Source organism: uncultured Roseovarius sp. (assembly GCF_963972555.1).
GTDB classification, from domain to species: domain Bacteria; phylum Pseudomonadota; class Alphaproteobacteria; order Rhodobacterales; family Rhodobacteraceae; genus Roseovarius; species Roseovarius mucosus.
In genome coordinates this window covers 1-14,186 of sequence record NZ_CAXAUM010000033.1, presented here as the reverse complement: position 1 = coordinate 14,186, position 14,186 = coordinate 1, and the positions used below count along the sequence as shown (strand labels likewise).

Below are 14,186 nucleotides of genomic sequence, written 5' to 3'. Positions count from 1 at the left end.
TGAAGAGCGCCTCGTTGTCACAGACAAGCGCGTCCAGCGTCACCTCGTCGAGATGGGCATAAAACGCCTCGACCGCATCAACCAGCGCCACCCGCAATCGGCAGGCATTGGTCAAAGGACAGGTGTTGTCGACATCGGCAAAACATTCCGCCACAGGCGTATGCTGTTCCAATTGGCGAAACACGTCACCCACCGTGATCTGGGACATCGGACGCCCCAGACGCACCCCACCGGTGCGCCCGCGTTGCGTGTAGAGAAATCCCAGTTGCGACAGGCGGTTGATGATCTGCGCCAGATGGCTTTCAGAGGTGTTGCAGCGCTCGGCTATCTCGGCCTTTGTGACGAGACGGTCGCTGTTGGCGGCGCAAAACATCAAGAGCCGGATGGCGATATTGGTGCGTTTGGTGATCCGCATGACAGGCATTTCCCCCTCAATTGATCAATGCAGTCTTGCGGCGAAACCGCGACATGACCATGATCCAGATCAAGACAGGGGCAAAGCGTGATTGGACACTCATATTTCTTTGGCTACGGAAGCCTTGTGAATCGGGCGAGTCACAGCTTTGCCGGCGCCGTTCCCGCACAGTTGACCGGCTGGCGACGGATCTGGCGGCACACGGACCTGCGGCCCGTCGCCTATCTGACGGTGGTGCCGGACGCGCATGCAGAGATTGACGGGCTGATTGCGCCCGTGCCCGATGCCGATTGGCCCGCGCTCGACGCCCGCGAGGCGGCCTATATCCGCGCGCCTGCCGCGCATCAGGTGCGCCACCCCCTGCCACATCGCCCCGAAATCGCCGTTTACACCATCCCCGACGGGCTGCACGCGTCACCCAGTCAGGCGCATCCGATCCTGCTCAGCTATCTTGATGTCGTGGTTCAGGGCTATTTCCGCGAATTCGGCACGGCGGGCGTGCAGCGCTTCTTTGACACTACCGATGGTTGGGACGCGCCTCTGCTCGATGACCGCAACAGCCCCCGCTATCCCCGCCATCAGAGCCTCACAGACGAGGAACGGGAATTAACCGACAGGCATCTTGACCTGCTTGGCGTCTCGCTGCTCACTTCCGACAAATAATCAGGGTCCGCATTTGAAAACCCATATTCTCTCGACCACAGCCCTCTCGCTCTTGCGCCTCAGCCGCAAGCTCTGGCTGCGCGTGACGCTCTTCGCGCTCTTGGCGGTGCTGGCATCGGCGGCGGCGATCCTGCTCGAGGATCAAATCCCGGACGGCCTCAAAGCCCGCTTTACCCCGGACGCTGTGATGCCGATCCTCACGATTCTCGCTTCGGGTATGCTGGCGGTCAGCACCTTTTCCCTCAATGTCATGGTCACGGCGCATAATGCGGCGGCCGGGCAGACCACACCGCGCGTGCATGCGATCCTCTTGGCGGATACAACCACGCATACGGTTCTTGCCACCTTCATCGGTGCCTTTGTCTATGCGCTGAGCGCGATCATCCTCTTTCAGACCGGGTTTTACCCGGAGGGTGCCAGCGTTCTGGTGCTGGTCTTTACCGTGGCCGTAGTCGTGTTGGTGGTGGTGGCGCTTTTGCGCTGGATTCATCACCTGAGCGATTTGGGCAGCATGGATGCCACGCTCCATTCGATCGAGCAAGCCGCGCGCAACAGCCTCATTCGCGACCGTAGCCTGCCGTCGCTCGGCGCGCGGAGGTTGACAGACGAGACGGTTTTGCCGGTTGAGGCCCGCCCGCTCTGCGCCCCCCGAACCGGGTATTTGCAACTTATCGACATGCACGCCATCAGCGAAAAACTGGGCACAGACCAAACTCGTGTCTATCTCTATGTCCGACCCGGTGCCTATCTGGTCCGGGGCCAGACCATCGGCCATGCCACCGGTCTGAGCGAAGAAGAGCGCAGCGCCATCTGCGAAAACCTGACCATCGCCGCGATCCGCAGCTTTGAGCAAGACGCAAGCTACGGACTTTTGGTCTTGTCGGAGACCGCGTCGCGGGCGCTCTCGCCGGGGATCAACGATCCGGGCACCGCGATTGCCGTGCTATGCCGTCAGGAAAAGCTCCTGCTGGACTGGGCCCATGCCACGCATGCCGAGGATAGCCCGCTCTTTCCCCGGCTCTTCCTGCCGGAAACGTCACGTGCCGCGATGATCGACACGGCCTTTGCCAGCGTGGCGCGCGATGGGGCAGGACAGATCGAGGTGGCGCTGCGCCTGCAACAGGTTCTGGGGCGGCTGGCCTCGGCACCCGATAGCGATCTGGCTCAGGCGGCACGGGAAATGTCGCAACATGCCCGCGAATATGCTGAAAGTGCCCTGCCCCTTGAACGTGACAAGACGCGGCTGCGCGCGGCGGTGCTCAGCCCTTCGCCTTGATCACCTGCAAAAGCGGCAGCACCTGCGCCATTTCCGGCCCATGCGCCTGACCCGTCAGCGCCTTGCGTAGCGGCATGAAGAGGCCCTTGCCCTTTCGGCCCGTGGCCTCCTTGACGGCGGTTGTCCACGTGCCCCAGGTCCCGGCATCATGCGGACCCTCGGGTAAGAGCGCCATCGCCTGCGCCACAAACTCCCGATCCTCGTCCTCGATCACCGGCTCTGCGCCATCGCGGAATAGCGCCCACCAGCCCTCCAGATCCTTCAGCGTGGTGATATTCTCGCGCGTGACCTCCCAGAATTGCGGGGCCAGTGCCTCGGGCACGCCGATCTCCGCGATCTTGCCTGCCACCGCCTCGAACGGCCGCGCCGCCAAGTGCCGCGCGGTCAGCGGAAAGAGGTCATTCTCGTCAAATTTGGTCGGGGCAGAGCCAAACCGCTCGATATCAAAGCCCTCGATCAACTCGGCCATCTCTGTGCGCAGTTCCACCGGATCAGCCGACCCCAACCGCGCCATCAAGCTCAAGAGCGCCATCGGCTCGATCCCCTGCGCGCGCAGGTCGCGCAACGACAGCGCACCCAGACGTTTCGACAGCGCCTCGCCCTGCGGGCCCGTCAAGAGCGAGTGATGCGCGAATTGCGGCGGCGTGGCTCCCAGCGCCTCGATGATCTGGATTTGCGTGGCGGTGTTGGTCACATGATCCGAGCCGCGCACGATATGCGTGACGCCCATGTCGACATCATCCACCACCGAGGCCAGCGTATAGAGCACCTGACCATCGCCGCGGATGAGCACCGGATCACTGACCGAGGCCGCGTCGATCGAAATATCGCCAAGGATACCATCGCACCACTCGATCCGCTCCTGGATCAGTTTGAACCGCCACACGCCATTGCCCCGCTCGGCGCGCAGCTTGTCCTTGTCCGCGTCGCTGAGCGCGAGCGCCGCGCGGTCATAGACCGGCGGGCGGCCCATGTTGAGCTGTTTCTTGCGCTTGAGGTCCAGTTCGGTCGGCGTCTCGAACGCCTCATAAAACCGGCCCATGCTGCGCAACTTGTCCGCGGCATCGGCATAACGATCCAACCGCAAGGATTGCCGCTCAATCCGGTCCCAATGCAGACCCAGCCACTCCAGATCCTGCTTGAGCGCGTCGACATAGGCCTCTTTCGAGCGCTCGGCGTCAGTGTCGTCGATCCGCAGGATGAACGTGCCCCCCGCGCGCCGGGCAATGAGATAGTTCATCAGCGCAGTGCGCAGATTGCCGACATGGATATAGCCGGTGGGCGACGGGGCAAAGCGGGTGGTGATCATGGGCGTCTCCTGACTCTGCCGCGGGCTTTGTCACAGGCGCGCGCGTTTGTCCAGATTGCGCCCCTAGCCCTGGGTGGGCCAGACACGATGCGCGTCGTCGATCACAAGCGGATGCGCATGCCGCCGCCCGCCATGGGCGCGCAGATGCGGATGCCCTTCGGGCAGGTCGGGATGTGCGTGCACGGGCGCATCGGTCAGGCCAGCCGGCCAGAGCCGCGCCGCAACTCCCAACCCCAAGGCCGCAAGCCCCGCCATCACCCCCAAGGCGGGACCCATGCCAAGGGCCTGCCCCGCCCATCCGGCCAAGGGATAGCTCACCAGCCAGCACGCATGGCTGAGTGCGAATTGCGCGGCAAAGACCGCCGGGCGGTCCTCGGCATGGGCCGAGCGCCGCAAGAGCCGTCCCGACGGTGTCAGGATACCGGCATAGAGCGCGCCGATACACGCCCAGATCGCCAGAAAGAGCGGCCAACCCGGCAACCCTCCGCGCCAGAGCAGCGCCCCCGCGATCATGGTGACCACGATCAGCCCCCGCGCCGCCGTCATCATCACAGGCCGATCCGCGACGTGATCCAGTATGCGGGGCAACAACAGCGCCGCCGTCATCGACCCCGCCCCAAACGCCGCCATGGCCACCGCCAACGCCCCCGCGTCGCCACCATAGCCGCCGCGCACCAACACCACCGTATTGACCAGAACAAAGGCCCCGACCGAGGCAGCGGCCATATTCAGCGCCAAAAGACCGCGCAGTCGCGGTGTGGCCAGATATATCCGCAGCCCCCGCGACAGACGCTCGCGAAACGGGCGCTCTGCCGCAACGCCGCGCAGGCCGGGAATCACCGCCCTTGCCACCAGAAGGGCCGAGGCCACGAACCCCGCCACCGTGCCCAGAAAGAGCCAATGATAGCTTATCACCGCCAAGAGAAGCCCCGCCAAGGCAGGGCTCACGAGGTTTTCCAGATCATAGGCAAGGCGCGACAACGACAGCGCGCGGGTATAATCCCCCTCATCGGGTAACACATCGGGCAAGACCGCCTGATAGGCTGGGGTAAAGGTGGCCGACGCTGCCTGGAGCACGAAAATCAGCCCATAAATCTGCCAGAGGTCCGTGACGAACGGCAGGCACAGCGCCACGCCCGCACGCAGCATATCCGCTCCGATCAGCACCGCCTTGCGCGGCAGACGCTGCACCAGCGCCTGCGCCACCGGCGACAGGCCCACATAGGCCACCATCTTGATCGTGTAGGCCGTGCTCAGAACCAGCCCCGCCTGCGCCCCCGCCAGATCATAGGCCAAGAGGCCAAGCGCCACGGTCAAGAGACCCGTGCCTATCAGGGCGACGACCTGCGCGGCAAAGAGACGGACGTAATCGCGATGTGCAAAGAGGGTCAACATGGACAGAGCCTATACGCTCTGATCTGCGCCGGGAATGGCGCGTTTCATCGCGCGTCAAAGCAATCTCAATTTTCCGTGAGCGCCATGCGCACTACATGGAACAGCGCTACCTTGACGCGAGTAACATAAGCAGGAGGATTCCATGCCCAAAACCAGACTGACCCGTCGCGCCATTCTTGGCTCTGCCGCGGCATTGCCTCTAGCGGCAATGACCGGCCCTGCGCGTGCCGCAGCGCCGATGCTGGGGGCCGCCACCACCCGGTTCAACCGGGTGACACTCGGCGATTTCGAGGTAACGACCCTGCTCGCCGCCACCATGCCGCGCCCCGAGCCGCAGACGATCTTTGGCCTCAACGTCAGCGCAGAGGAATTTGCGCAGGTCTCTGCCGCCAATAATATCCCCACCGATCAGGCGCAGTTCTTCTTCACGCCTACGGTGATCAACACCGGCGCCGAGCTTGTGCTCTTTGACACCGGCCTCAATCCCGAGGCGATCACCGGTGCTCTTGCCTCGGCGGGCTATACCCCCGATCAGGTCGATATGGTGGTCATCACCCATATGCACGGCGACCACATCGGCGGGCTGATGGGCGAGGGCGCCGCTGCCACTTTCCCGAATGCCCGCTACGTGACCGCAAGCGCCGAGTACGACCATTGGGCCGCAGCCGGAAACGAGGGATTCGACGCCAAGATGCGCCCGCTGGCCGAAAAGACCGAGATGATCGGTGATGGGGCCAGCGTGGCCTCGGGCATCACCGCCATGTCGGCAGCGGGGCACACCCCCGGCCACACGGCCTATATGATCGAGAGCGGCGGCAAATCGCTGGTCATCGCCGCCGATTTCGCCAATCACTATGTCTGGTCGCTCGGCTATCCCGACTGGGAGGTCAAGTTCGACATGGACAAGGCACAGGCCGCAGCCACCCGCCGCAAGGTTCTGGGCATGCTGGCCGCCGACAAGATCCCCTTCATCGGCTATCACATGCCCTTCCCCGCCGTGGGCTATGTCGAAACGCGCGGCGACGGGTTCCAGTATGTGCCCGCGAGCTATCAGCTGATGCTCTGACAGGACGAGGCTGGGGCGGATTTACATTTCCGCCCCCGCGCCCCATATGCCGGGCATGGACAGGCCCGCCCCCGATCTTGCCAGCTTTGAGGATATGGCCCGCGCGGCCATCGCCGCCCTGCCCCCGGCGTTTCGCCCGGCCGCACAAGGGGTGGCGTTGCTGGTGGCCGACTGGCCGCCCCAACATCTGCTCGACGAGATGGAAATTGACGATCCGCTCGATCTGACAGGCCTCTACGAAGGCATCCCGCTGACTGAGAAATCCCATTTTGATCAGCCGCTTGGCCCCGATACGATCTGGATTTTCCGCGAGCCGATCCTTGAGGAATGGCGCGACCGGGGCGATATTGATCTGGCCGATCTGGTCACGCATGTGGTGGTGCATGAATTGGCGCATCACTTCGGCTGGTCGGATGCGGATATCGCCCACATCGACCGCTGGTGGGAATGATTGCCCGGCGCCCTGCCGTTCCAGCGAGCCACAAATCACGACCATTGGGAAAGTTTTTTCTGATCCTATTTCACCTCAGAGAGATGAAATGGTGCGGTCGAGAGGACTCGAACCTCCACGGGAGTTACCCCACAGCGACCTCAACGCTGCGCGTCTACCAATTCCGCCACGACCGCACGTGATCAGGTAGGTTTGGGCCGTATATGCAAACTCATCCGCCTTGTGAAGGGGCAAAACACATTGCCCCTTCGGTTTTTCACAGGACCGTTCCGTCGCCTAATCGAGCTTGAACGTGGGCAATGTCGCAACCGGCTGCACGCTGCCGCCACTGCCAGCCTGAGCGCCCTGCGTATGGAACGCCGCCTTGCGCAAAAGCCCAGTGCGGCCGGTGTTTCCGGGGGCAAAAACAGGCTCTGCACCGCGCTCGACCGCCTCGACAGCGCCTTGATACCACGCCAGGGCCAGATCAGGCCGTCTTGTCGTGCCAAACCCTTCGTTCAGGTGATGTCCCATCAACTCGCCATAGGGCTCTTCGCCCAGCGCCGTGAGCAACAGGGCAGATCCAAGCGCCACGTTCATGTTGTCGATTCGGTAGCCGACCGAGAGACAAATTTTGGCCGTTCCTGCCAATTGCGCGGGGGATTGCCCGGACTGAAGCACGAAGCCGCGCACGTTCTGCACGACCTCCTCACGCGGACTGAGCGAGAGCGCCGCCACGTGATCCCGCATCGCAGGTTCGAATGCCCGGCATTGGTCTTCAAGTTGCGCCTGTGTCACCCCCTTGAGAGAGGCTGCCATCGTTTCGCCCTCGGCAATCGCGTAGGTGCGCGCAAGGCAGAACTGCTCGTTCAGCGCCACACGACCATCCCCCATCGAGGCCTCGGTCACAAAACCGCCGTTGGAGTTGGTAATTAGGCTCACCTGATTGCAATGCGACGCCAGCGACGGGCCTTCGCCGCCCGAGGCCATCAGGTTTGGTAACGCAGCAAATCCAGTGGCTGCGGGGGCAGGCGAAGCACTTGGCGCGGGCACTTGCGCGGCTTGGGGGATGGCCGCCATCACTGGGGACGGCGCTGCTGGCGCAGGCGCGGGGGCGGCCGCATAGGTCGGCACCCCCGCCGCCTCGTCGCGATAGGCGTGCAACAGGCCTCGTGTGCCCTGCCCGCGCTGCGCGATCAACTGCGCCGTCGCCGCGCCGCTGCTCTGCGCGCGGTAATACGAGCTGATGAGAAACTGCCGCTCGTAATCCGCCAGATAGCCGGTCGCCGGATAGCCCATATGCGCCTGGAACTGCGCGGCGGCATCGCGCGTGTTGCGACCGCGCACGCCATCAGGCGTCCCTGCCGGAAAGCCGAAATAGTTGAGCGCGGTCTGCTCTTCGCGCACTTGCTGACGCTCGACGCTGTTCACCGGGGCCTGATAGACCCGCCGCGTTGTGGTTGTCGTCTGTTGTTTGCGTTCCCGCGCCTTGGCACTTTCGTTCACGATGATGCCACTCACCGCGCCACCAACAAGGCCGCCGACCAGCCCATCCTTGAAATCTGCCTGGGCCACGCCCGCAGGCAACGCTACCGTAGTCGCCATGGCCATCATTAGAATTCGTTTTGAAAACATCGCTCATCTCCCCTAAGCAGGTGCAAACTTGATAGGACAATCTACCACAAGTTTTCCCTCACACGTGAACAGAGTCAAACCTTGCCGCTGAAAACCCCCTTTGCCATCGACCCATCCGGCGTAGAATGGCATCTCTCCGCCGATCTTGTGCCCTATCCGGTGGCCGTGGCCGCAATGGAAGAGCGTGTTGCGCGAATCGCCGAAGGCACCGCCGCCGAGGCGATCTGGCTCTTGGAGCATCCGCCACTCTACACCGCCGGCACGTCGGCGAAACTGGCGGATCTAACCGACCCTGACCGCTTTCCCGTCTATGAAGCGAAACGCGGCGGGCAATATACCTATCATGGCCCCGGTCAGCGCGTGGTCTACATCATGCTCGACGTGGGCAAGCGCGGCCGCGATGTGCGCTGTTTCGTGCGACAGTTGGAACGGTGGGTCATCGCCACGCTGGCAGAATTCAATGTTACCGGCGAAATCCGCGCGGGCCGCGTCGGCGTCTGGGTCACGCGCCCCGACAGGCCACTGACCGCGACGGGCCAGCAGGCCGAGGACAAGATCGCCGCCATCGGCATCCGCCTGCGCAAATGGATCAGCTTTCATGGCATCTCGATCAATGTCGAGCCGGACCTAGAGCATTTCACCGGCATCGTGCCTTGCGGGATCACCGAACACGGCGTGACCTCATTGGTCGATCTTGGCCTGCCCGTCAGCATGGACGACCTCGATGTCGCCCTGCGTCGGTGCTTTTCACAGGTATTTGACTGAGGCAATCCGCCGCCTGCACCAAAGTTGGAGGTTGCAAGCCGGGGCAGTCGGACTATGGTTATCCGTAGAATGCAACCAAACCCTACGAGGTAGCTAATGAAGACCCTTCTTGCCGCATCTGCCACGCTTGTGGCTCTTTCTTTGCCCGCTTTTGCCGAAGGTGACGCCGCCAAAGGCGAAAAAGAATTCAACAAGTGCAAAGCCTGCCACATGATCGCTTCGGACAGCGAAACGATCGTCAAAGGCGGCAAGACCGGCCCCAACCTCTATGGTGTGATCGGGCGCACGGCAGGCAGCTATGAAGGCTTCAAGTATTCCGACGGTTTGGCTGCAAAAGGCGCCGAAGGCCTGGTTTGGGACGAAGCTGAGCTTGCGACCTTCGTGAAGAATCCCAACGATTATCTCGGCAGCCGGTCGAAGATGACCTTCAAACTGGCCAAGGGCGGCGAGGATGTGGCCGCCTATCTCGCGACCTTCTCGCAATAAGCCAAAGCTCAATCGCAAGGCATATAGCTCCGCGCCACCGCGCGGGGCTTTTTCATGGAAGGTCTCAGGTGAACCGCGCCCGCGTCCGGTTGGCCAGCGCCACCAGCGACAGCATCACCGGCACCTCGACCAGCACGCCCACCACCGTCGCCAATGCCGCCCCGGAATTGAGCCCAAAGAGCGAAATCGCCACAGCCACCGCGAGTTCAAAGAAATTCGATGTGCCGATCAGCGCACAGGGGGCCGCGATCCGGTGTGGCACCTTGAGCAACCATGCCGCCGCATAGGCAACCGCGAAAATCCCATAACTTTGAAGAATAATGGGCACCGCGATCAACCCGATCACCATTGGCCGCTCGACGATTACTCGACCCTGCAGACCAAAGAGGATCACCACCGTCGCGATCAACCCGAGGATCGACCACGGCTTGACGCGCCCCTGAAACGCCGCAATCCGCGCCTCGGACCCTAGCCTGCGCCGCGTAAGCAACCCCGCCGCCAGCGGCAGCGCCACAAAGAGCAGCACCGACAGCACCAGCGTCTCCCACGGCACGACAATATCCGTGACACCAAGCAGAAACGCCACGAGCGGCGCAAAGGCAAAGACCATCACCACATCGTTGACCGACACCTGCAAGAGCGTGTAACTCTCGTCGCCCTTGGTCAGTTGCGACCACACAAACACCATCGCCGTGCAAGGGGCCGCGCCCAAGAGGATAAGGCCTGCGATATATTGTTGGGCATCAGCCGGGGCGATCAGATCGGCAAAGACGCCCTCAAAGAACAGCACCGCCAGCGCGGCCATGCTGAACGGCTTGATCAGCCAGTTGACCATCAGCGTGATCGCCAGCCCCCGGGGCTGGCGCGCCACTTGGCCGAGGCTCGTGGGATCGACGCCGACCATCATCGGATAGACCATCGCCCAGATCAGCACCGCCACCACCAGATTGACCCGCGCCACCTCTGCCGCCGCAATCGCCGCGATCAGGCCCGGTGCCACAAGGCCCAGAACCACGCCCGCGGCCATGGCCAGCGCGACCCAGAAGGTCAAATAGCGTTCGAAAGCATTCATGTTTCTGCCCTTTCCTGAGGGGTCAACCGTCCCGCCGCCAGCGCCGAGAGCGCCACCATTCCGGTCGCCACCCCCAACATCAGCGCAAGCCCCCCCACTTGATAGGTCAGCCCCGACAGCAGCGTACCCAAGAGCCGCCCTGCGGCATTGGCCATGTAATAGAACCCGACATCGAGTGTCACCCGTTCTGCGCGGGTAAAGGCAAGGATCAAATAGGAATGCAGCGCCGAATTGACGGCAAAGATCGCGCCGAACACCAATAGCCCCGCCACCAGTGCCACGGTGAGCCACGGCTGCGCCCCCCCGGCCATCAGCGCCAACGCGGTCAGCACCGCAGGTACCCCGCAGAGCGCCAGCGCCCAGCCCCGCGCCGCCGCGATCAACGCCGCCTCAGGCCGCGACCTGGCGCGCAGGATCTTGGGGGCCGAGGCCTGCACCGCGCCATAAAGGATGATCCAGCCCGCCATGAACGTGCCGATCAGAAAGAACGCGGCACGGTTCCCGGCCTCTGATCCGTCCGACAGGACACCGTAGAAATAGATCGGGATGCCCACCACGAACCACACATCGCGCGCACCAAAGAGAAACACGCGTGCCGCGCTCAGCCAGTTTACATTGGCAGATTTCGAGAACACTTCCGAGAATTTCGCCCCCTTGCGCCCGCGCGGCAGGCCCGGCGGCATGGCGATGACCACGGCCATCAGGATCACCGCCAGCACCCCTGCCATGGCCCAGACCGCCCCGACAAAGCCGATCCCGGCCAAGAGCGCCGCGCCGAGGAGAAACCCGACTCCCTTGACCACATTCTTGGACCCGGTGAGCACGGCAACCCAATGGAAAAGCCCGCCCTCCTCCGACGGGGCCAGCAATTTGACCGCGGATTTCGACGACATCTTGGCCAGATCCTTGGCCACACCCGAGGCCCCCTGCACGCCCATCACAAAGGCCACTGAAAGTGCGAGGCTCCACTCCGGGTCCAGTTGCGCCAGTGCGATCAATGCCACCACTTGCAGGCCAAGCCCGGCATAGAGCGTCGCCGTCAATCCGAACCGCGCCGCAATCCACCCCGCCGAGAGGTTCGTCACCATCCCCGCAAGCTCATAGAGAAGAAAGAGATAGGCCAGTTGCACCGGGCGGAATCCCAGCGTGTGAAAATGCAAGAGCACCAGCATCCTGAGTGCGCCATCGCTGAGCATGAAGGCCCAATAGGCCGCCGTGACGGCGATATAGGCGCTCAGCCCTTCGGGTCTTGTGCTCACAGGCTATCCCCGACCATGCAGGCGACATCGACCAGCCGATGCGCATAGCCCATCTCGTTGTCATACCAGACATAGACCTTTACCTGCGTGCCACCCACCACCATGGTCGAGGGTGCATCGACAATGCCCGACCGCGTGTCATTGGTGTAATCGGCGCTAACAAGGGGCCGGGTTTCATACCCCAGAATACCCGCGAGCGGACCTTCGGCGGCGGCTTGGAAGAGCGCGTTCACCTCCTCGACGCTGGTCTCGCGCTCCATCTCGAACACACAATCGGTGATCGACGCATTAAGCAGCGGCACGCGCACGGCATGGCCATTCAGGCGGCCTTTCAACTCGGGATAAATCAGCGTGATCGCCGTGGCGCTGCCCGTCGTGGTCGGGATCAGCGAATTGAGCGCCGAACGCGCGCGACGCAAATCCTTGGCGGGGCGGTCCACGATGGTCTGCGTGTTGGTCACGTCATGGATCGTGGTGATCGAGCCATGCTTGATCCCTATCGCCTCATGCAGCACCTTGACGACGGGCGCGAGACAGTTGGTGGTGCAGCTTGCCGCCGTCACGATGCGATGCCGCGCAGGCTCGTAAACCGCGTGGTTGACGCCGTAGACGATATTGGCCGCATCGCCATCCTTGACCGGGGCAGAGACCACGACTTTCTTGACGCCTGCCGAGAAGTAGGGCGCGATCTTGGCCTCGGTCTTGAAAACGCCCGTGCAGTCGATCACGACGTCCACACCATCAAGCGGCAACGCATCCAGATCCCGCGCGCCGATGAACGGCAGCCGCAAGCCGTCGATGATCACCGCGTCGTCGGCATGCCCGAAACTTGCATCCCATCGCCCGTGAACCGTATCGAATTCCAGCAGATGGGCGTGCATGGCGGCATCGCCCACCGCGTCGTTGATCCACGCCACCTTGGCGCCGCGCTCCAGGAGCGGCTTGAGGATCAGCTTGCCGATCCGACCCAGACCGTTGATGGCATAGACCGTCATGCGCCCTGCCCCTCGGACTGCCGCGCGATGTCATCGACCGCGGCCTGCAGGCTGACACGATCCAAGGTCGAAATCGGCAGCGCAGCAAAGGCCGTGATCCGGTTGCGGAGCGCGCCATAAGCCTGCTGAAACGCAAGGCTTTTCTGCGCCTCCGTGCCCTCGGCCTTGACCGGGTCGGGCATGCCCCAATGGGCGCTGACCGGCTGGCCTTCCCAGGCCGGGCATTCCTCATTCGCCGCCGTGTCGCAGACGGTAAAGACGAAATCGAGTGCGGGGGCTTCGGGCCCGGTGAACTCTGACACGTTCTTTGCGCGCAGCGGGCTCAGGTCATGGCCCTTGGCGCGCAAGACCTCCAGAGCAAAGGGATTCAGCTCGGAATAGGGGCGCGTTCCGGCGGAATGGACGGTGAAACGATCCCCCGCCATGTCGCGCAGGATGGTTTCGGCAAAAATCGACCGCGCCGAATTGCCGACGCAGATGAAGAGCACGGTGTATTTCCGGTGGGCCATAGCGGGGCCTCCTCTGAGGGTGGGAAAGGGCGCGCAGATATCGGGGCGCCCGCGACAACAATCGTTGAACAGGTAATCGAAGGTGCGTCGCACCTCTGTCATGTCGATGGAATATCTAAGGGATGTGCCTGCCCGCTCCTGCACCACCATCCCTGCCTGCATCAAGGCGGCGAGATAGGCAGAGAGGGTCGAGGGTTTGAGGTGCAGAATTTCGGCCAATTCGCCCGCCGGGATACGATCCGGGTAGCGGCGCATGAGCAGCCGGAAGATCGCCAGCCGCTGCGGGTGACCAAGGGTTGCGAGGCGGGTGGGGGCCAGTGTTTCCATATTTCGTGAATATCGGAAATATAGAGAAGCTCAAGTGAAGGTTTTGTGACAGGCGGATCGCACAATGCGCCGTGTTTGCTGACAGTATCCTGTCGGTATGGCGTCGGTGGGCGCGTGCGGGCGCGCAAGCGCGTGTTAACCCCCTTTGGACCAGGATGATCCCACGTAATCCGGAGCGCATGAATGGCCCGCCTGACCAAAACCCAACGCCTTGCCCGCGAGCGGCTCTTGCATGACCTCATTCACCTGAGCCGCGACGATTGGGTCTCGGCCACACTGGCCGATGTCGTGCCCGATGCCTGGCACACGTTGGAGGTCGATGTGGATGTGGAGGAGCCGCGCGAGAAGGTGACGCTCTATCTCGACCGCTCGGTGGCGCGGTTCTATCGCGGCATGGGGCACGGCTATCAGGCGCGCATCAACCGCCTGCTCCGCACATGGGCGCAGATGAAGATCGCGGGTGAGGTGCGGGTGGATGAGTTTTTGGCGAAGCGGGTGGCGGGAGATAAAGGGGAGACGGCAGAGGATGGGGAGGCGGGTTGAGAGCCGCGCGATGGCCGACGCGCGCGGGGGAAAGTCGAACG

At 63.0% G+C, this 14,186-nt stretch carries 15 protein-coding genes and 1 tRNA gene; 7 read left to right on the top strand and 9 right to left on the bottom strand.

The features are described from left to right. Positions 1–415: Rrf2 family transcriptional regulator (locus AACZ65_RS18150; RefSeq protein WP_339673306.1), on the bottom strand; the 415-nt coding region annotated here is incomplete at its 3' end. A gap of 87 nt (positions 416–502) precedes the next feature. Here AACZ65_RS18150 and AACZ65_RS18145 point away from each other — a divergent pair. Both AACZ65_RS18145 and AACZ65_RS18140 read left to right on the top strand, forming a co-directional pair. Beyond that, the gene (locus tag AACZ65_RS18145) at positions 503–1,078 is read left to right on the top strand and encodes a gamma-glutamylcyclotransferase family protein (RefSeq protein ID WP_339673304.1); all 576 of its coding nucleotides are present in this window, start codon (positions 503–505) and stop codon (positions 1,076–1,078) included. 13 nt (positions 1,079–1,091) lie between these two features. Continuing rightward, complete coding sequence (locus AACZ65_RS18140) at positions 1,092–2,354, top strand: DUF2254 domain-containing protein (RefSeq protein ID WP_339673302.1); 1,263 nt, start codon at positions 1,092–1,094, stop codon at positions 2,352–2,354. On the opposite strand, the gene gltX is transcribed toward AACZ65_RS18140, so the two are convergent. Both gltX and AACZ65_RS18130 read right to left on the bottom strand, forming a co-directional pair. Then, on the bottom strand, positions 2,338–3,663 hold the full coding sequence (gene gltX / locus AACZ65_RS18135) for a glutamate--tRNA ligase (RefSeq protein WP_339673300.1): 1,326 nt from the start codon (positions 3,661–3,663) through the stop codon (positions 2,338–2,340). The genes AACZ65_RS18140 and gltX overlap by 17 nt on opposite strands. A gap of 63 nt (positions 3,664–3,726) precedes the next feature. After that, positions 3,727–5,058, bottom strand: coding sequence for an MFS transporter (locus AACZ65_RS18130; protein WP_339673298.1), 1,332 nt, complete (start codon positions 5,056–5,058; stop codon positions 3,727–3,729). A gap of 142 nt (positions 5,059–5,200) precedes the next feature. On the opposite strand from AACZ65_RS18130, the gene AACZ65_RS18125 reads away from it, so the two are divergent. Continuing rightward, positions 5,201–6,124, top strand: a complete 924-nt coding sequence (locus AACZ65_RS18125) for an MBL fold metallo-hydrolase (RefSeq protein WP_339673296.1) — start codon at positions 5,201–5,203, stop codon at positions 6,122–6,124. Positions 6,125–6,179: 55 nt separating this feature from the next. After that, on the top strand, positions 6,180–6,575 hold the full coding sequence (locus AACZ65_RS18120) for a metallopeptidase family protein (RefSeq protein ID WP_339673294.1): 396 nt from the start codon (positions 6,180–6,182) through the stop codon (positions 6,573–6,575). Between the two features lie 89 nt (positions 6,576–6,664). On the opposite strand, the gene AACZ65_RS18115 is transcribed toward AACZ65_RS18120, so the two are convergent. Both AACZ65_RS18115 and AACZ65_RS18110 read right to left on the bottom strand, forming a co-directional pair. Further along, positions 6,665–6,751 (bottom strand) — tRNA-Leu (locus tag AACZ65_RS18115). A gap of 100 nt (positions 6,752–6,851) precedes the next feature. Further along, positions 6,852–8,159 (bottom strand): peptidoglycan-binding domain-containing protein, encoded by a 1,308-nt coding sequence (locus AACZ65_RS18110; RefSeq protein ID WP_339673292.1) that lies wholly within the window; start codon positions 8,157–8,159, stop codon positions 6,852–6,854. 111 nt (positions 8,160–8,270) lie between these two features. On the opposite strand from AACZ65_RS18110, the gene lipB reads away from it, so the two are divergent. After that, on the top strand, positions 8,271–8,954 hold the full coding sequence (gene lipB / locus AACZ65_RS18105) for a lipoyl(octanoyl) transferase LipB (protein WP_287000072.1): 684 nt from the start codon (positions 8,271–8,273) through the stop codon (positions 8,952–8,954). Between the two features lie 96 nt (positions 8,955–9,050). Continuing rightward, the gene (locus AACZ65_RS18100; RefSeq protein WP_037268814.1) at positions 9,051–9,440 is read left to right on the top strand and encodes a c-type cytochrome; all 390 of its coding nucleotides are present in this window, start codon (positions 9,051–9,053) and stop codon (positions 9,438–9,440) included. Positions 9,441–9,504: 64 nt separating this feature from the next. Here AACZ65_RS18100 and arsB read toward each other — a convergent pair whose 3' ends face one another. From arsB to AACZ65_RS18080, 4 genes are read right to left on the bottom strand one after another with little or no spacing between them, the layout of a single operon-like run. Then, entirely contained in the window at positions 9,505–10,512 is a 1,008-nt protein-coding gene (gene arsB, locus AACZ65_RS18095) for an ACR3 family arsenite efflux transporter (protein WP_339673287.1), read from the bottom strand. After that, positions 10,509–11,771, bottom strand: coding sequence for an organoarsenical effux MFS transporter ArsJ (gene arsJ, locus AACZ65_RS18090; protein WP_339673285.1), 1,263 nt, complete (start codon positions 11,769–11,771; stop codon positions 10,509–10,511). The genes arsB and arsJ overlap by 4 nt, the downstream gene beginning before the upstream one ends. Beyond that, positions 11,768–12,766, bottom strand: a complete 999-nt coding sequence (locus tag AACZ65_RS18085) for an ArsJ-associated glyceraldehyde-3-phosphate dehydrogenase (protein ID WP_339673283.1) — start codon at positions 12,764–12,766, stop codon at positions 11,768–11,770. Before AACZ65_RS18085 ends, arsJ begins: the two co-directional genes overlap by 4 nt. Beyond that, entirely contained in the window at positions 12,763–13,602 is an 840-nt protein-coding gene (locus tag AACZ65_RS18080; RefSeq protein WP_339673281.1) for a helix-turn-helix domain-containing protein, read from the bottom strand. Before AACZ65_RS18080 ends, AACZ65_RS18085 begins: the two co-directional genes overlap by 4 nt. Before the next feature lie 183 nt (positions 13,603–13,785). Between AACZ65_RS18080 and AACZ65_RS18075 the strand changes: the two genes are divergently transcribed. Further along, positions 13,786–14,145 carry a BrnA antitoxin family protein gene (locus AACZ65_RS18075; RefSeq protein ID WP_339673279.1) on the top strand — a complete coding sequence of 120 codons (360 nt, stop codon included), beginning with the start codon at positions 13,786–13,788 and terminating at the stop codon, positions 14,143–14,145. Positions 14,146–14,186: the final 41 nt, after the last annotated feature.